The 15,622-nt window shown below is 74.6% G+C and carries 18 protein-coding genes; 11 read left to right on the forward strand and 7 right to left on the reverse strand.

What is annotated here, in order from left to right; all coding sequences use genetic code 11:
* Positions 1–124: 124 nt before the first annotated feature.
* From DKT69_RS02800 to DKT69_RS02815, 4 genes are all read left to right on the forward strand, one after another.
* Positions 125–622 (forward strand): SRPBCC family protein, encoded by a 498-nt coding sequence (locus DKT69_RS02800; RefSeq protein ID WP_109800034.1) that lies wholly within the window; start codon positions 125–127, stop codon positions 620–622.
* A gap of 40 nt (positions 623–662) precedes the next feature.
* On the forward strand, positions 663–1,259 hold the full coding sequence (locus DKT69_RS02805; RefSeq protein WP_109800049.1) for a DNA-3-methyladenine glycosylase I: 597 nt from the start codon (positions 663–665) through the stop codon (positions 1,257–1,259).
* A 62-nt stretch (positions 1,260–1,321) separates the two neighbouring features.
* The gene (locus DKT69_RS02810) at positions 1,322–1,942 is read left to right on the forward strand and encodes a hypothetical protein (RefSeq protein ID WP_109800035.1); all 621 of its coding nucleotides are present in this window, start codon (positions 1,322–1,324) and stop codon (positions 1,940–1,942) included.
* A 64-nt stretch (positions 1,943–2,006) separates the two neighbouring features.
* Positions 2,007–2,759, forward strand: a complete 753-nt coding sequence (locus DKT69_RS02815) for an SDR family NAD(P)-dependent oxidoreductase (RefSeq protein WP_109800036.1) — start codon at positions 2,007–2,009, stop codon at positions 2,757–2,759.
* A 32-nt stretch (positions 2,760–2,791) separates the two neighbouring features.
* Here the strand turns inward: DKT69_RS02815 and DKT69_RS02820 are convergent, their stop codons facing one another.
* Complete coding sequence (locus DKT69_RS02820) at positions 2,792–3,583, reverse strand: enoyl-CoA hydratase/isomerase family protein (protein ID WP_109800037.1); 792 nt, start codon at positions 3,581–3,583, stop codon at positions 2,792–2,794.
* 4 nt (positions 3,584–3,587) lie between these two features.
* Positions 3,588–4,406 (reverse strand): PaaX family transcriptional regulator, encoded by an 819-nt coding sequence (locus tag DKT69_RS02825; RefSeq protein WP_109800038.1) that lies wholly within the window; start codon positions 4,404–4,406, stop codon positions 3,588–3,590.
* A gap of 187 nt (positions 4,407–4,593) precedes the next feature.
* Between DKT69_RS02825 and DKT69_RS02830 the strand changes: the two genes are divergently transcribed.
* The gene (locus tag DKT69_RS02830) at positions 4,594–4,761 is read left to right on the forward strand and encodes a DUF3117 domain-containing protein (protein ID WP_007455245.1); all 168 of its coding nucleotides are present in this window, start codon (positions 4,594–4,596) and stop codon (positions 4,759–4,761) included.
* Between the two features lie 144 nt (positions 4,762–4,905).
* The gene (locus DKT69_RS02835) at positions 4,906–6,375 is read left to right on the forward strand and encodes a leucyl aminopeptidase family protein (RefSeq protein WP_109800039.1); all 1,470 of its coding nucleotides are present in this window, start codon (positions 4,906–4,908) and stop codon (positions 6,373–6,375) included.
* 49 nt (positions 6,376–6,424) lie between these two features.
* On the opposite strand, the gene DKT69_RS02840 is transcribed toward DKT69_RS02835, so the two are convergent.
* Complete coding sequence (locus tag DKT69_RS02840) at positions 6,425–7,033, reverse strand: O-methyltransferase (protein WP_201749459.1); 609 nt, start codon at positions 7,031–7,033, stop codon at positions 6,425–6,427.
* Between the two features lie 255 nt (positions 7,034–7,288).
* Here DKT69_RS02840 and DKT69_RS02845 point away from each other — a divergent pair, with 255 nt between their 5' ends.
* Together DKT69_RS02845 and DKT69_RS02850 are read left to right on the forward strand one after the other, a co-directional pair.
* Positions 7,289–8,599, forward strand: a complete 1,311-nt coding sequence (locus DKT69_RS02845) for a S1C family serine protease (protein WP_201749460.1) — start codon at positions 7,289–7,291, stop codon at positions 8,597–8,599.
* Between the two features lie 72 nt (positions 8,600–8,671).
* Complete coding sequence (locus DKT69_RS02850; RefSeq protein ID WP_109800041.1) at positions 8,672–9,097, forward strand: twin-arginine translocase TatA/TatE family subunit; 426 nt, start codon at positions 8,672–8,674, stop codon at positions 9,095–9,097.
* Between the two features lie 89 nt (positions 9,098–9,186).
* Here DKT69_RS02850 and DKT69_RS02855 read toward each other — a convergent pair whose 3' ends face one another.
* The 3 genes from DKT69_RS02855 to DKT69_RS02865 all read right to left on the reverse strand — a co-directional run bounded on the left by DKT69_RS02855 (position 9,187) and on the right by DKT69_RS02865 (position 12,320).
* Positions 9,187–10,335: an Mrp/NBP35 family ATP-binding protein gene (locus DKT69_RS02855; RefSeq protein WP_109800042.1), complete on the reverse strand. Its 1,149-nt coding sequence runs from the start codon at positions 10,333–10,335 to the stop codon at positions 9,187–9,189.
* A gap of 97 nt (positions 10,336–10,432) precedes the next feature.
* Entirely contained in the window at positions 10,433–11,041 is a 609-nt protein-coding gene (locus tag DKT69_RS02860; protein ID WP_109800043.1) for a DUF1003 domain-containing protein, read from the reverse strand.
* Positions 11,034–12,320 (reverse strand): magnesium transporter MgtE N-terminal domain-containing protein, encoded by a 1,287-nt coding sequence (locus DKT69_RS02865; RefSeq protein ID WP_109800044.1) that lies wholly within the window; start codon positions 12,318–12,320, stop codon positions 11,034–11,036. Before DKT69_RS02865 ends, DKT69_RS02860 begins: the two co-directional genes overlap by 8 nt.
* Before the next feature lie 33 nt (positions 12,321–12,353).
* Between DKT69_RS02865 and DKT69_RS02870 the strand changes: the two genes are divergently transcribed.
* Both DKT69_RS02870 and DKT69_RS02875 read left to right on the forward strand, forming a co-directional pair.
* Positions 12,354–13,223, forward strand: coding sequence for a PhzF family phenazine biosynthesis protein (locus tag DKT69_RS02870; RefSeq protein ID WP_109800045.1), 870 nt, complete (start codon positions 12,354–12,356; stop codon positions 13,221–13,223).
* Positions 13,224–13,319: 96 nt separating this feature from the next.
* The gene (locus DKT69_RS02875; protein WP_109800046.1) at positions 13,320–13,835 is read left to right on the forward strand and encodes a hypothetical protein; all 516 of its coding nucleotides are present in this window, start codon (positions 13,320–13,322) and stop codon (positions 13,833–13,835) included.
* Positions 13,836–13,901: 66 nt separating this feature from the next.
* Here DKT69_RS02875 and DKT69_RS02880 read toward each other — a convergent pair whose 3' ends face one another.
* Positions 13,902–14,615, reverse strand: a complete 714-nt coding sequence (locus tag DKT69_RS02880; RefSeq protein WP_109800047.1) for an HAD family hydrolase — start codon at positions 14,613–14,615, stop codon at positions 13,902–13,904.
* Positions 14,616–14,712: 97 nt separating this feature from the next.
* On the opposite strand from DKT69_RS02880, the gene DKT69_RS02885 reads away from it, so the two are divergent.
* Positions 14,713–15,622: DMT family transporter (locus DKT69_RS02885; RefSeq protein ID WP_438361796.1), on the forward strand; the 910-nt coding region annotated here is incomplete at its 3' end.

Consider the following 15,622-nt stretch of genomic DNA (forward strand, 5'->3'; position numbering starts at 1 on the left):
CCTCCCCTGCCGCCGACGCCCCGGCCACCGACCCCGCCGGCACGGTCGGCCGGACCGCGCAGGGCCCGGCCGGCGACGACGACGATGAGCGGGAGCGTGGCGCGGTGGTCCGGTCGGAGTCGGCGTGACCGGGCCGGAAGGCACCGACGGGCTGGCCGAGGCGGCCCAACCCGGCGCCGGCGAGGTGACCGCCACGGTGATCGTCGACGCCCCGGCCGAGCGGGTCTTCGCGGCGCTGACCGCCTGGGAACGGCAGTCCGACTGGATCCCCTTCACCACCGTCCGGGTGGTCGAGGGGGACGGTGGCGAGGGCACCCTGGTCGAGGCGGTCACCGCGCTCGGTCCGGCGGTGCTCCGCGACGAGATGCGGGTGGTCCGGGTCGACGCGCCGTACGAGGTCGGGGTGGTGCACTGCGGGCGGCTGCTGCGCGGGCCGGGCGTGCTGCGCTGCACCCCGGTGGAGCGGGACCGGACCCAGGTGGTCTGGCACGAGTGGTTCCACCTGCCCGGCGGGACCGCCGGCCGGGTCGCCTGGCCGGTGCTCTGGCCTGGCTCGAAGTTCGGCCTGACCCAGGCGCTGAAGAAGTTCGCCCGGCTGGTGGAGCAGGGCCGACTGCCCTGACCGGCGCCCGTTGTCGGTGGGCTGGCCTACCGTGTACGTCGTGACTGACCTGGTGACCGGCCCGGACGGGCTGCCCCGCTGCGCCTGGGGCGCGAGCACCCCCGACTACGCCGTCTACCACGACACCGAGTGGGGCCGGCCGCTGCGCGGCGACGACGCGCTCTACGAGCGGCTGACCCTGGAGGCGTTCCAGTCGGGCCTGTCCTGGCTGACCATCCTGCGGAAGCGACCGGCGTTCCGGCTCGCCTTCGACGAGTTCCGCATCGACAAGGTCGCCGGCTACGGCGAGGCGGACGTCGCCCGCCTGCTCGCCGACGTCGGCATCGTGCGCAACCGCGCCAAGGTCGAGGCGGCGATCGCCAACGCCCGGGCCGCGCTGGACCTGCCCGACGGGCTCTCCGCGCTGCTCTGGTCGTACGCGCCGGCGCCCCGGGCCGCCCGACCCCGGTCCTTCGCCTCGGTGCCGGCCCTCACCCCCGAGTCCACCGCGCTGGCCAAGGCGCTCAAGAAGCGCGGCTTCCGCTTCGTGGGCCCGACCACCGCGTACGCGCTGATGCAGGCCACCGGGATGGTCGACGACCACCTCGCCGGCTGTCACGTGACCGTCGCGGAAGCCGGGGCCACCGGCCGGGCGTGACGGCGACGGCGTCCGGCCGACGTGACGACGCCGGCCCCGGCCCGGCGTGATGGGATTGGACCATGACCGACACCGAGGTCCGCGCGAGCGGAACGATCGACGGCGGCGGGCCCGGCGCCTGGGCGGTGCTGCTGCCCGCCGAGCGGTACGAGGCCGAGCGGCTCGTGCACCACGACACCCTGGAGCTGACCGGGCTGGACGGGTCCGCCCGGCCCCGGCCCGGTGACCCGGTCGCGGTGCTGGTCGACGCGCCGCCCCGGCTGGTGGCGCTCGGTCGGGTCGCCGCGGCCACCGCCGAGACCCGGGAGGATCCCGACGACCCGCAGTCCGAGGCCGGTCCGGGCGCGCTCGTGGTGACGTACACCCGGCGGGTCTTCGACGAGCCGGTGCCGGCGGACGGCCTGGCCCTCGACGGGCCGGTGACCGGGCTGGACGTGGCCACCTGGCGGGAGTTGGCCGACCGGCTCGGCCCGCCGCCGGCGCGTCGCTCCTGGCTGGTCAGCCTGGACGTGCCGATCGAGGCGGCCTCGCCCGCCGAGGCGGTCCAGCTGTTCTGGGCGTACGTGCAGGAGCTGGGGCCGCGCGAGCTGCCGGCGTTCGTCTCGCCCTCCGGCGACGAGTTGGCCATGCAGGCGTTCGTGCTCGGGCAGGAGGCCAACCAGGATCCCGAAGAGGACGACTGACCGGCCGGCGCCCGGTTACGGTGCCGGGGAGGGCCGGCGCCGGCCGGTCCCCGGAGGGGGTGCGATGCGGTTCCAGGACAGGGTCGCGCTCGTCACCGGCGGGGCGTCCGGGCTCGGCGAGGCGGCCGCGCGACGGTTCGCCGCCGAGGGCGCGAAGGTGGTGGTCGCCGACATCGACGCCGAGGGCGCCGAGCGGGTCGCGGCCGGGCTTCCCGACGGGTACGCGGTGACCATGGACACCGGGGAAGCTGCCTCGGTGGAGCAGGGCATCGCCGACGCCGCGCAGCGGTACGGCCGGATCGACGTCATCTTCAACAACGCCGGCATCGACGGGCAGCAGCAGCCGTTGCACGAGATGGACGTGGCGAACTGGGAGCGGGTGCGCCGGGTCAACGGCGACGGTGTCTTCTTCGTCCTCCGGTACGGCATCGAGGCGATGCTGCGCGGCGGCGGTGGGGCGATCGTGAACACCTCCTCCACCACGGCGCTGGCCGCTCAGGAGAACATCTCCCCGTACACCTTCACCAAGGCCGGGATCGTCGGCCTGACCCGGTCGGCGGCGATCGAGTACGCGGCCCGCGGCATCCGGGTCAACGCGGTGGCTCCCACGGTGCTGCTGACCCCGCTGGTGGAGCACTTCATCGACAGCGCGCCGGACCCGGGGCAGATGCGCCGGCAGATGGAGTCGTTCAACCCGAAGCCGGGCATCCCCACCCCGGACGACGTGGCCGGGGTGGTCGCCTTCCTCGCCTCGGACGAGGCCGCCTGGATCACCGGCCACACCGTCCCGGTCGACGGCGGTTACGTGGCCCGCTGACCGCCACCGGTACGCGGGCGGCGCCGCGCGGGTCAGTGTCCCTCGAAGACCGGTTTCTGCTTGTTCACGAAGGCCATGGTGGCGGCCTTGTGGTCGCTGGTGGCGCCGCAGATCGACTGGGCCTGCGCCTCGGCGGCGAGGGCGTCGGCGAGGGTGCCGGCATCGGCGATGGAGAGCTGCCGCTTGATCGCCCCGTACGCCACGGTCGGGCCGGCGGCGAGCCGGGCGGCCAGCTCCTGCGCGGTGGGCAGCACCTGCTCGTCGTCGTCCACCAGCTTGTTCAGCAGGCCCAGCCGGCAGGCCTCCTCGGCGCCCACCGGCTCGGCGAGCATCAGCAGTTCGACGGCCTTGGCGTGGCCGACCAGCCGGGGCAGGGTCCAGGAGGCGCCGGTGTCGGCGGCGAGTCCCACCCCGGCGAAGGCCATCAGGAACCGGGTCTTCGGGCCGCCGATCCGGAAGTCGGCGAGGAAGGCCAGCGAGGCGCCGGCCCCGGCCGCCATGCCACGGACCGCGGCGACCACCGGCTTGGGCAGGTTGGCCAGCCGGGCGGCGATCGGGTTGTAGTGGGCCCGCACGGTGGCCAGCGGGTCGGCGTCGGCCGCCTCCAGGGTCTGCACGTGCTCGCGGAGGTCCTGCCCGGCGCTGAACGACCCGCCCGCTCCGGCCAGCACGACCGCCCGGCAGGAGCGGTCGCTCTCCAGCTCGGCGAGGGTGTCCCGGAGCGCCTCCTTGAGCGCCACGTCGAGCGAGTTCATCGCGGTCGGGCGGTTCAGCGTCAGGGTCACGACGGCGTCGGTGCGATCGACGAGCAGCGGCTCGGTCACGTTCTCAACGACCCTTCTGTCGGGCGAGGCGGTTGTTGGCGTCGAGGCACTGCTCGACGTACCGGTCGGCGGCCGGCCGGAGCCGGGCCGCGTGTCGGTCGAAGAAGCTGGCCGCGCTGGTGCCCGGCCAGCGCTCGGGGAGCAGCGCCGGGGGGAGCTGCGGGTCCCGGAAGAGGAAGGTACGCCACGCGTGCACGAGCCGGAATCGGGCGGCGTACGCCTCCTCGTCGCTGCTGCGTACGGTCACGCCCGTCAGCAGCGGCTTCTGCTCGGCGACGAACCGTTCGTACGCCCGGCCGATCTCGGTGAGGTCCCAGGCGCGGCGGACCACGCCCATCGCCCCGGGGGTGCCGGCGGCGTGCGCGGCGGTGAACCGCTCGTAGCGCACGCCGGCCTCGGCGAGGAGGACGTCCACGTCCTCGCCGGGGCGGGTGGCCACCCAGGTGCAGTCGTCGAGCGTGCCGTAGCCGAGGAAGGTCAGGTTGGCGGCGAGCCGCTGGCGGTCCCGTCGGGAGGCGGGGGCCTCCAGGACCAGCAGATCGAACCGTCCGTCCCAGCTGACCCGTCCGGTCCGGTAGATCCGGGCGGCCGCTTCGTCGAGCCGGCGGGCTGCCTTCGGCGTGATCGAATATCCCGGCCCGGAGGCCAGCCGGAGCGGGTCGAGCCAGCCCTGGCGGACCATCCGGGAGACCGCGGTGCGCACGGCCGGTGGTGCGATCCCGAGCGGCGCCAGCAGCTTGACCAGGGCGGCGACGGGTGCGCGGCCACCCCTCGCCCGGAGGTGGTCGCCGTACAGGTCGAAGAGTGCCGACCGTGCCTGCATGACCGCACATTGTGACAGGCCTATCCAAGATAAGCTAGATGCTGTTACATCAATGCTGCTTCGGTTTGGGTCCGGCGGTGTTCATCAGGGAAAATCGTTGTCGACACCCCGCGAAGGCTGCGGCGGTGATGGCGAAATGGCTGTGGGGCAACCCACCGACCCTGGTGTAGGTCTGAGGGGAGACAACATGGCGGCGATGAAGCCGCGGACGGGCGACGGTCCGCTGGAAGTCACCAAGGAGGGCCGGGGCATCGTGATGCGGGTCCCGCTGGAGGGTGGTGGCCGGCTCGTCGTCGAGATGACTCCCGACGAGGCCAACGCGCTCGGTGACGCGCTGAAGGCAGCCGCCGGCTGATCGAGGAGCGGTCCGCACGGCGTGCGCCGTGGGGACGGTTCGTCTTGCCCTGAGCCACCGGCCCAGCCGGTGGCTCAGGGCCTTCACAAGCCGGGAAGCGGCGGTCTGTCCCGCTTCGCGAACTTTCTGGAGGTACGGTCCAGCGTGCTGGCCATTCGTCTGGTGAACGGGCCCGAGCGGCTCGACACCCTCGTCCTGCCCATTCGTCCCGTCGGGCCGGCCGAGGGACCGGACGTCCCGGCCGCGCTGGTCCCGACCGCGCCGCCGGCTCCCGGCGACGTACTCGCCGAGGCCGACGCCCTGCTGCCCGCCACGCGGCTGGCCGGGCGCGCCGGCGAACTGCACGAACACCTGCGACCCCGCGGGACACCGCAGCGGCTGGTGCTGCTCGGTGTCGGCGAGGGCGACGAGCGGGGCTGGCGGATCGCCGGAGCTGCGCTCGCCCGGGCCGTCAAGGATGAGACACACGTCACAGTGATGCTGCCGGCCGACGCCGCGGCGCTGCGCGGCCTCGCCGAGGGGCTGCTGCTGGGGTCGTACCGGTTCCGGATGACCGAGGCCGGCGGGGCGCCCGCGCTGGCGGAGGTGGACGTCGTGGTGGGCGACCCGGACGCGCTCGCCCCGACCCTGGCGGCGGCCCGGACCACCGCCGAGATGACCCGGCTGGCCCGGGACCTGACCAACACCCCCTCCTCGCTGAAGAACCCGCAGTGGTTCGTCGAGCAGGTCGAGGCGGCCGTGGCCGGTCAGGCCGACCTGACCCTGCGGGTACGTCAGCCGGAGGAGCTGGCGGCCGAGGGGTTCGGCGGGATCCTCGCCGTCGGCCGGGGCTCGGCCAGCGGCCCCCGCCTGATCGAGCTGGACTGGCGCCCGGCGGACGCGGCCACCCATGTCGTACTGGTCGGCAAGGGGATCACCTTCGACAGCGGCGGCATCTCGATCAAGCCGGTGCCGGCGATGAAGCTGATGCGCAAGGACATGGCCGGTGCCGCCGCCGTGCTCGCCGCGACCCTGGGCGCCGCCGCGCTCCGGCTGCCGGTGCGGATCACCACGCTGGCGCCGCTGGCCGAGAACATGGTCAGCGGGTCCGCGTTCCGGCCCGGCGACGTCATCCGCCACTACGGCGGCCTGACCAGCGAGACCACCAACTCCGACGCCGAGGGGCGGCTGGTGCTCGCCGACGCGCTGGCGTACGCGGTGCAGGAGCTCGAACCCGACCTGCTGGTCGACCTGGCCACCCTGACCGGCGCGAACGCGGTGGCCCTCGGCAAGCGGCACGGCGCCCTCTACAGCGAGAACGACCAGCTCGCCGGGGACCTGCTGGCCGCGATCGACGCCGCCGGTGAGGCCGCCTGGCGAATGCCGCTGCCGGCCGACTACGTGGAGTACCTGGGCAGCGACCTGGCCGACCTGCACAGCTCCCCGGCCCAGGGCGCCGGCTCGGTGACCGCCGCGCTCTTCCTCCGCGAGTTCACCGGCGACCTGCGGGACCGCTGGGTGCACGTCGACATGTCCGCCCCCTCCTGGGCGGAGGACGACGACGCCGAACTGACCCGGGGCGCCACCGGCTGGGGCGTACGCGGGCTGCTGCGCTGGCTGGCCACGCTGGGCTGACGGCGCGTTCCGACCCCGCGCCCGGCGGCCCGCCGCGCGCGGGGTCGGCTCAGCACTTCACGGCGGCGAGCAGGCCGTGCCCGACCGGGAGCAGCGCGGGGATCCAGTGCTCCGACTCCCGGATCGCCTTGATCGTCTCCCGGACGGTGACCGTCTCGACGTCGCGGGCGGCCGGGTCGCCGATCCGCCCGCCGGCCAGGGTGCCGTTGAGGGCGAGCACCCCGCCGGGCCGCAGCAGCCGCAGCGCGGCGTCCACGCAGGCGGTGAAGCCGGTCGCCTCGGCGTCGACGAAGACCAGGTCGTAGACGCCGTCCGCGAGCCGCGGCAGCACGTCGAGGGCCCGGCCGGTGATGATCCGGGTACGCCCGGACGCGAACCCCGCCTCGACGAAGATCCGGCGGGCGATCCGCTGGTGCTCCACCTCCACGTCGATGGTCGTGAGCACCCCGTCGGGCCGCATGCCACGCAGCAGCCAGACGCCGCTGACCCCGGTGCCGGTGCCGATCTCCACCACCGCCCGGGCGTTGCCGGCGGCGGCGAGCAGTCGCAGCGCGGCGCCGGCGCCCGGCGTCACCGCGTCGACGCCCACCTCGCGGGCGAGGCTGCGGGCGGTCCGCAGCACCAGATCCTCGGTGACGTAGGACTCGGCGAACTGCAGGGCCTGGGCCGTCGAGTTGCCGGAACTGGCGACCGTGGCGATGGGACACCTCCGGGCGGCGGGAGTGGTGCGGGGGGCGGGTTGGCGGTATGAGCCTAGAGGCGGGACCCGACGGGCGCAGCCGCGAGTCCGTCGCTTGACGATCACGGGCGGCAACCGCTGACTCCACCCGGGGCATCCGTGCAATCCTGGACGGTATCCCGGGTGGCGTTGCCGGACGGCTCCGCCGGATCGCGGCGCGGGATGCGGGACGGACTGGGAGGCACCGACGTGACCGACGGCTGGGACTGGCGCCAGCCCGGCGGAACTCCGGCACCGGCGGGACGGCCGGCGTCCGGTTCCCCGCCCGGGCCGTACGGGGGCGACCAGGCGTCGCCCTGGTGGTCCGACGCGCTCGCCGACCCGTGGCGCGACCCGTACGCCCCCGCCGCGGTGGTGGTGCCGGCCCTCCCCACCGACGGCGGCGAGCCGGAGCCGGTCACCGACCCGGACGCCCCCGGCCGCCCGAAGCTGCGGCAGGTCGTGCTGATCTCGCTGCTCACCGCCCTGCTGGCCGGCTCGCTCGGCAGCGCCCTGACCTACGCCTTCCTGCACGGCGGGGCTGGCGCCAGCGTGCTCGGCGGCGGTCCCGCCGAGGCCCCGGCCCTGGCCCAGCGCAAGCCGGAGTCACTGGCCGGCGTCGCCGAGAGGGTCCTGCCCAGCGTGGTCACCGTCCGGGTGGCCAGCCTCGGCGGGATCAGCGAAGGTTCCGGCTTCATCGTCAGCGCCGACGGGCACGTGATCACCAACGACCACGTGGTGGCGGGCGGCTCCGGCAAGGCCACGGTGGTCTTCGACGACGGCAGTTCCACCCCGGCGACCGTGGTCGGGCAGGACCCGGAGTCGGACATCGCGGTGATCAAGGTGTCCCGTACCGGGCTCAAGCCGGTGGAGTTCGGCGACTCCGACGCGCTGGCCGTCGGCGACCCGGTGCTCGCCATCGGCTCGCCGCTCTCGCTGGCCAACACGGTCACCGCCGGGATCGTCAGCGCCCTGGACCGGACGATGCAGGCCGGCGAGCCGGGTGGCCCGGTGCGCTACTACGCGGCGATCCAGACCGACGCGGCGGTCAACCACGGCAACTCCGGTGGCCCGCTGGTCGACGGTGCCGGACGGGTGGTCGGGGTGAACTCGACGATCAAGTCGCTGGTCGCCGACGGGCAGGAGGCCGGCAACATCGGCCTCGCCTTCGCCATCCCGATCAACCAGGCGAAACGGGTCACCCAGGACATCATCGGCACCGGCAAGGCCCGGCGAACGGTGATCGGCGCCCAGGTCGGCGGCACGGGCGCGGCGGCCGGCACCGGCGTACGCCTCAACGCGGTGGAGCCGTCCGGCCCGGCCGCGGCGGCCGGGCTGAAGGCCGGCGACGTGATCCTGCGGCTGAACGGCCGGCCGATGACCGAGCCGGCGGATCTGGTCGCGCTGGTCCGCAAGTACGCGCCCGGCTCGGTGGTGACGGTCGAGTACCGGCGGGGATCCGCCCGCCAGAACGCCTCGGTGACGCTCGCCGCAGATGCGAAGTGAGCAGCGGTCACCCCCTCCCGGAGCGGCCCCCGACGTGCGTAGTCTTGCCGTGACACGGACGAGGAGGCCGGAGTGCTCGACAACCTGAACTGGTGGGAGATCGGCGCGCTGCTGCTCCTGGCGCTGCTGATCTTCGGGGACCGGCTGCCCACCGTGATCAACGACGGCCTCCGGATGGTCCGCAACCTGCGCAACATGGCCCGCAACGCCACCGGCGACCTGAGCCGCGAGCTGGGCACCGACATCCAGCTGGAGGATCTGCACCCGAAGGCGTTCATCCGGAAGCACCTGCTCACCGAGGAGGACGAGCAGGCCATCCGGAAGCCCCTGCAGAGCGTGTACGACAACCTGCGCTCGGACGTGACCGGCGTGCACAACGAGCTGAAGGACGTCGCGAACGCGGCGGACCCGCGGGGCAACGGCAAACGCCCGGCCACGGCCACCGGCGGCACCGCGCCCGCCCCGGCCCCCCGCCCCAGCTACGACGACGCCACCTGACCGTCGGGCCGTTCCTTCTCTCCCTGCTTCCCCCCGCTCCGGACACGACGAAGGGGCACCCCGTCACGGGGTGCCCCTTCGTCAGTCGGTCAGCGGCCGGCGGGCTTGAGGCCCAGCGGCTTGCCGACGAGAGACTCACGCCGGACCGCCAGGCGGTCGGCGACCTGGTTGAGCGCCTTGGCGGCCGGGGCGTCCGGCTCGGCCAGCACGATCGGGATGCCGGCGTCGCCGCCCTCGCGCACCCGGGTGTCGAGCGGGATCTGACCCAGCAGCGGCACCTGCGCGCCGATGGTCCGGCTCAGCGACTCGGAGACCGCCTCGCCGCCGCCGGCGCCGAAGACCTCCACCCGGGAGCCGTCCGGCAGCTCCATCCAGGACATGTTCTCGATGACCCCGACCACCCGCTGGTGGGTCTGCAGCGCGATCGCGCCGGCCCGCTCGGCGACCTCGGCGGCCGCGGCCTGCGGGGTGGTGACCACCAGGATCTCCGCGTTGGGGAGCAGCTGGGCCACCGAGATGGCGATGTCGCCGGTGCCCGGGGGCAGGTCCAGCAGCAGGACGTCCAGGTCGCCCCAGTACACGTCGGCGAGGAACTGCTGCAACGCCCGGTGCAGCATCGGGCCACGCCAGACCACGGCCGCGTTGCCCGGGGTGAACATGCCGATCGAGATGACCTTCACGCCGTGCGCCTGCGGCGGCATGATCATGTCCTCGACCCGGGTCGGGCTGCCCTCGGCGCCGAGCATCCGGGGCACCGAGTGGCCGTAGATGTCGGCGTCGACCACGCCGACGGCGAGGCCGCGGGCGGCCAGCGCGGCGGCCAGGTTGACCGTGACGCTGGACTTGCCGACGCCACCCTTGCCGCTGGCCACGGCGTACACCCGGGTGCGCGAGCCGGGCTGGGCGAACGGGATGACCGGCTCCTGGGTGGCACCGCCGCCGCGCAGCTTTGACTGGAGCTCCTGGCGCTGCTCGGGGCTCATCACGCCGAACTCGATCTCGACACCCGTCACGCCTGCCACCGCGGCCACCGCGGCGGTGATGTCGGTGCGCAGCTTGTCCTTCAGCGGGCAGCCGGCCACGGTGAGCAGCAACTCGACCCGGACGACGCCGTCGTCACCCACCACCGCGGAGCGGACCATGCCCAGCTCGGTGATCGGCCGACGGATCTCCGGGTCGTTGACGGTGGCCAGGGCGGCCTGGATCGCGTCGGAGACGGTGCTGACGGGTGCTGACATGCGGGCAATGTTACGTCGGTGGTCATCGGCGGCCGCCGCTGGCGGGGGCCGGTGTGAGCGAATCGATCGCACCCGTCGGCGGGCGGTTGGACCGGGCTCAGCCCTCCGGGCGGCCGTCCCGGGCGGCGAAGTCGCCGTCCAGGTCGTCGCGGGGCTCGTCGAGCGGCTCGCCCCCGCTGCCGCGGGAGGCGCGCTCCTGCTGCCGGCGTTCCAGCCTGTGCCGGCGCTGTGCCGCCTCGTCCAGCTCCTCGGCGAGCCGGGCCAGCTCGGAGCGGAGGAAGTCCCGGGTGGCCACCTCACCCATCGCGATCCGCAGCGCGGCGATCTCCCGGGCCAGGTACTCGGTGTCCGCCTTCTGCGCGGTGGCCCGCCGCCGGTCCTCCTCCAGCGCCACCCGGTCCCGGTCCGCCTGCCGGTTCTGCGCGAGCAGGATCAGCGGCGCCGCGTACGAGGCCTGCAACGACAGCACCAGGGTCAGGAACGTGAAGGTGTACGGGTCGAAGCGCAGGTCGGGCGGGGCGAGGGTGTTCCAGGCGAACCAGGCCGCGATCACCACCGTCATGTAGACGATGAAGTTCGCGGTGCCCATGCCCCGGGCGATGCCCTCGGACCACCGGCCGAACGCCTCCGGGTCGAACCGGGGCAGCTTGACGCCCCGGGGCTCGCGCGGCTGGTCCAGCCGCTCGGCCCGCCGCTGGTCACTCATTGGCGCCGTCCGGCCCGGTGTGGGCGGCGGGCGGGGCCGGTACGGCGTCCCGGTCCCGCCAGTCGCGGGGCAGTGAGTGGTCCAGCACGTCGTCCACGGTCACCGCGCCGACCAGCCGCATGCTGCGGTCGACCACCGGCATGGCGACCAGGTCGTAGGTGGCCATCCGGCGGGTGATCTCGGGCAGCGGCGTGGTCGGCCGGAGCGGGTCGATGTCGTTGACCACCACCCCGCCGAGCAGGTCCGCCGGGGGCTCGCGGAGCAGCCGCTGGAAGTGGACCATGCCCAGGTAGCGGCCGGTGGGGGTGGTCAGCGGCGCCCGCGTCACGAAGACCTGCGCGGCCACGGCGGGGGAGAGCTGTTCCTCCCGGATCCGGGCGAGCGCCTCCGCGACGGTGGCGTCCGGCGGCAGGATCACCGGCTCCGACGTCATCACGCTGCCGGCCGTGCCCGAGGCGTACCGCAGTAGCTGACGGACCGGGTCGGCCTCGTCCGGCTCCATCAGGTCGAGCAGCACGTCCTGCTCCGGCGGGGGCAGCTCGTTGAGCAGGTCGGCGGCGTCGTCCGGGTCCATCTCCTCCAGCACGTCCGCGGCGCGTTCCCGGTCCAGCGCGGCCAGGATCTCCACCTGGTCGTGCTCGGGCAGTTCGCTGAGCACGTCGGCCAGCCGCTCGTCGTCCAGCGCGGCCGCCACCTCGTTGCGCCGGGCGTCGGGCAGGTCCTGCAGGGCGTTGGCCAGGTCGGCGGGGCGCATGTCCTCCAGCACGGCGAGCAGGTTGGCCGTACCCCGGTTGGCGGCGATGTCGCTCAGGCCGCGCACCCGGTCCCATTCGACCTGGTGCAGGTGCCCACGGCGGGTGAGCCGGCCGGTGTGTTCGCGGACCGCGACCCGGGTCAGTGCCCACTCGCCGCCCCGGCTGTGCTCCATCGCCACGTCGACCACCGTGCCCGCCTGGCCGCCCGGCTCAAGCTGCACCCGCCGGTCGAGCAGCTCCTGGAGCACCAGCAGCTCGTTCGGGCGCTTCTCGAAGCGGCGCAGGTTGAGGGTGCCGCTGCCGAGCACGACGGCGTCCGCGTCGATGGAGGTGATCCGGTTGATGGAGAGGAAGATCCGCCGCCGCATCGGCATCTCGGCGACCAGCCCCACCACCTCGGGCGGACGTTGGGTCGGCCGGAGCCGGGCCACCGCGTCGCGTACCCGGCCCACCTGGTCACCGTTCGGGTCGAAGACGGCGACTCCGGCGAGTCGGGCGATGTAGACCCGGTTCGGCGTGCTCACGGGCACCAGCCTAAGCGCCTAGTGTTTATCAACATGTCGACCTTGGCCTACGAGATCGTGGACGTCTTCACCGACCGCCCCTTCGCCGGCAACCCGCTGGCCGTGGTGTTCGGCGCCGAAGGGCTGGCCACCGAGCAGATGCAGGCGCTCGCGCTGGAGTTCAACCTGTCCGAGACGGTGTTCGTGCTGCCGCCCACCCAGGTCGGGGCGACCTACCGCGCGCGGATCTTCACCCCGGCCGAGGAGCTGCCGTTCGCCGGGCATCCGAGCGTCGGCGCCGCGGTCACCGCCAGCCGGCGCGGCATGTTCGAGGTGGGCCGGGTCACCCAGGAGTGCGGCGCGGGCGTGCTGCCGATCGAGGTCACCGCGACGGGCGCGACGCTCACCGGCGGCTCGCCCACCCTCGGCCCCGAGCTGGATCCGGAGCCGCTGCTGGAGATGGCCGGCCTCACCGCCGCCGACCACGCCGGCCCCGCGCCGCGGGTGGCCGGCTGCGGCCTGGAGTTCCCCTACCTTCCGGTACGTCCCGACGCGGTGGCCCGCGCCCGGGTGAATGCGGCGGCGGCGGAGCGGTACGGCGTGGAGCACGTCAGCGTCTTCTCCTGGGACGCCGACACGCAAACCGCGCACGCCCGGGTCTTCGTGCCGGGCCTCGGCGTGCCGGAGGACCCGGCGACCGGTTCGGCCGCCCTCGGGCTGGGCGTCTGGCTGGTCGCCAGCGGGCTGCTGCCCGGCGAGGGCCGCTCGGAGTACGCCGTCCGCCAGGGCGTCGAGATCCACCGGCCGTCCGCGCTGGCCTGCACGGTCACCGCGGCGGGCGGGGTGGCGGTGGGCGCGACGGTGGCCGGCCAGGTGATGCCGGTGGCGCGCGGCGAGATCGCAGTCCCGCCCTTCGTGGGCTGACCGGGCCACCGGAGCCGCCCACGACGCCGGGTGGGCGATAGCGTGCGGCTGACGGTCCCCGCCGGCCCGGCCGGCGGCGTACGAGAGGATGTCCGGGTGACGGACGAGCTGGACGGTCGGGAGACGACGCCGCTGGTCGACGAGGCGGTGAAGAAGGCGGCCGTCTGCTGGGTGAGCGTCGCGGACGGGCCGGCGTACGGGCTGTGGTGCCTGCCGCTCGACGGCGCGCTCCTCGTGGTCACCGGGCCCGGCGAGCAGTCCGCGCCCGGCCTGGCCGACGCCACCGAGGCCCGGGTCACCCTGCGCGGCGACCACGGCGGACGGATCGTCACCTGGCCGGCCCGGGTGACCCGGCTGCGGCCCGGCACCGAGGAGTGGACCACGGCCGCGCCGCTGGTCGCGGCGAAGCGGCTGAACGCGCCCGGTCCCTCGGCCGGCCTGGTCGACCGCTGGGCGGCCGAGGGCTGCGCCCTGAACCGGCTGACGCCGGCGGGCGCGCCCGCCACGGGCGCCGACCTGCCCGCGGAGTCGCTGGCGGAGGAACCCCGGCCGGCCCCGGTGGTGCGGGCCACGCGCAGCCCGTTCCGGCTGCACAAGGTCCGCCGCCGCTGACCCCCCGCGCCGCCCGGCACCCGACGCACCGGCGCCGGGCGCCCGACGCCGACACCGGCGGCCGGGTCAGGGGACGGCGCAGGCGATCGGCTCGACGGCCGGGTCGACCAGTTCGAGCACCTCGGTCAGCGAGGTCAGCACCCGCCCCGCCCAGCCCCGCTCGGCGTTGAAGACCATGTGTCCGGCCAGGTCCGGCGCGGCCAGCCGGGCGGCGGTCATCCCGGCCCGCTGGGCGCCGGTGAGTTCCTGACTGCCGCCGTCGCCCACGTAGAGGCAGTCGGCCGGGGCCAGTTCGAGCCGCCGGCACGCGGCCAGGTAGAGCGCCGGGTCCGGCTTGCAGCGCCCCAACTGGACCGAGAAGACCCGGACGTCCAGCAACGGGGCGATCGCCAACTGGGGCAGGAACGCCGGCAGCTCGTGGGTGCAGTCGCTGATCAGCCCGGTGCGTACGCCCCGCTGACGCAGCCCGGCCAGCACCGGCACCGCCTCGTCGCGCAGCCGGGTGTCGGCGCGTACGGCCCGGTGGCGGGACGCGACGGCGGCGCGTACCGCCAGGTCCGACGGGTGCACGCCGGCCTGGTCGCAGACCCAGCGCAGGGTCGCCTCGGCGCTGCCGAGCAGCCCGCTGGCCCGCTGGTAGTAGGTGCGGTCGAGGACCTCGACCAGGGTGTCGCTCGGGCAGCCGAGCAGCTCGGCGGTCCAGCGGTGGGCCGCGCCACGCTGCACCGACCGGGTGAGCGTGCCGAAGAAGTCGAACAGCACCGCCTGGAACCTGGGCATGGGGAGCGCCTCCTGGCGTCGAGGGGGGTCGCCGGCGCGGACGGGCATGATCGTAACGGAGTGCTGACGGTCCGTGCTGTCGGGTGTCGTGTGAGGATTGCTCTCCGTGTCCTCCGTTCCGCACCGCCCGCCCCTGGACCCGCTGACCGTCGGCGTGGTCGTGGTCGCCGTCGCGGCCGTCTCGTCCTCCGCCCCGCTGATCGCGTTCGCGGCCGCCCCCGCCCTCGCGGTGGCGTTCTGGCGGAACCTGCTGTCGGTGGCCGTGCTCGGCCCGTTCTCGCTGCTCCGGCGGCGGGCGGAGTTCCACGCGCTGACCGTCGGCGCCGGCCGGCGGGAGGGGCTGTACTGCGTACTGTCCGGGGCGGCGCTGGCCGCGCACTTCGCCACCTGGATGCCGAGCGCGCAGCTCACCTCGGTCGCCGCGGCCACCGCGCTGGGCGCGACGCAGCCGGTGTGGCAGGGGCTGATCGCCCGCTGGCAGGGGCGGCGCCTGCCGGTAACGGTGTGGGCGGGCATCGCGGTGGCGGTGGTCGGGGCGGCGCTGGCCACCGGGGCCGACTTCGGCGCCTCCGGCCGGGCCTTCGCCGGTGACCTGCTCGCCGTGACGGGTGGGATGTTCGCCGCCGTCTACACCGCCTTCGGCGAGCGGGCCCGGGCCACCATCAGCACCACCACGTACACCACCATCTGCTACGGGGTCTGTTCGCTGATCCTGCTGGTGGTCTGCCTGGTCGGCGGGGTACGCCTGCACCGCTACGACGGCGGCACCTGGCTGGCCATCCTGGCCCTGGTGGCCGGCGCGCAGCTGCTCGGCCACTCGATGTTCAACTACGCCCTGCGCCGGATCTCCGCCACCACGGTCAGCGTGCTGATCCTGCTGGAGGCCCCGGGCGCGGCCCTGATCGGCTGGGTGTGGCTGGGCCAGCTGCCCCGGCCGCTGGCGCTGCCCGGCCTGGCCCTGCTGCTGGCCGGCGTCGTCGTGGTGGTCCTCGCCGGCGCCCTTGTAC

The sequence above is a fragment of the Micromonospora sicca genome (assembly GCF_003172935.1).
GTDB classification, from domain to species: domain Bacteria; phylum Actinomycetota; class Actinomycetes; order Mycobacteriales; family Micromonosporaceae; genus Micromonospora; species Micromonospora sicca.

Coding starts and splice junctions, on each gene's coding strand:
- DKT69_RS02810 (WP_109800035.1), top strand. CDS start 1,322: ATGACCGACACCGAGGTCCGCGCGAGCGGAACGATCGACGGCGGCGGG.
- DKT69_RS02815 (WP_109800036.1), top strand. CDS start 2,007: ATGCGGTTCCAGGACAGGGTCGCGCTCGTCACCGGCGGGGCGTCCGGG.
- DKT69_RS02825 (WP_109800038.1), bottom strand. CDS start 4,406: ATGCAGGCACGGTCGGCACTCTTCGACCTGTACGGCGACCACCTCCGG.
- DKT69_RS02830 (WP_007455245.1), top strand. CDS start 4,594: ATGGCGGCGATGAAGCCGCGGACGGGCGACGGTCCGCTGGAAGTCACC.
- DKT69_RS02855 (WP_109800042.1), bottom strand. CDS start 10,335: ATGTCAGCACCCGTCAGCACCGTCTCCGACGCGATCCAGGCCGCCCTG.
- DKT69_RS02860 (WP_109800043.1), bottom strand. CDS start 11,041: ATGAGTGACCAGCGGCGGGCCGAGCGGCTGGACCAGCCGCGCGAGCCC.
- DKT69_RS02870 (WP_109800045.1), top strand. CDS start 12,354: ATGTCGACCTTGGCCTACGAGATCGTGGACGTCTTCACCGACCGCCCC.
- DKT69_RS02880 (WP_109800047.1), bottom strand. CDS start 14,615: ATGCCCAGGTTCCAGGCGGTGCTGTTCGACTTCTTCGGCACGCTCACC.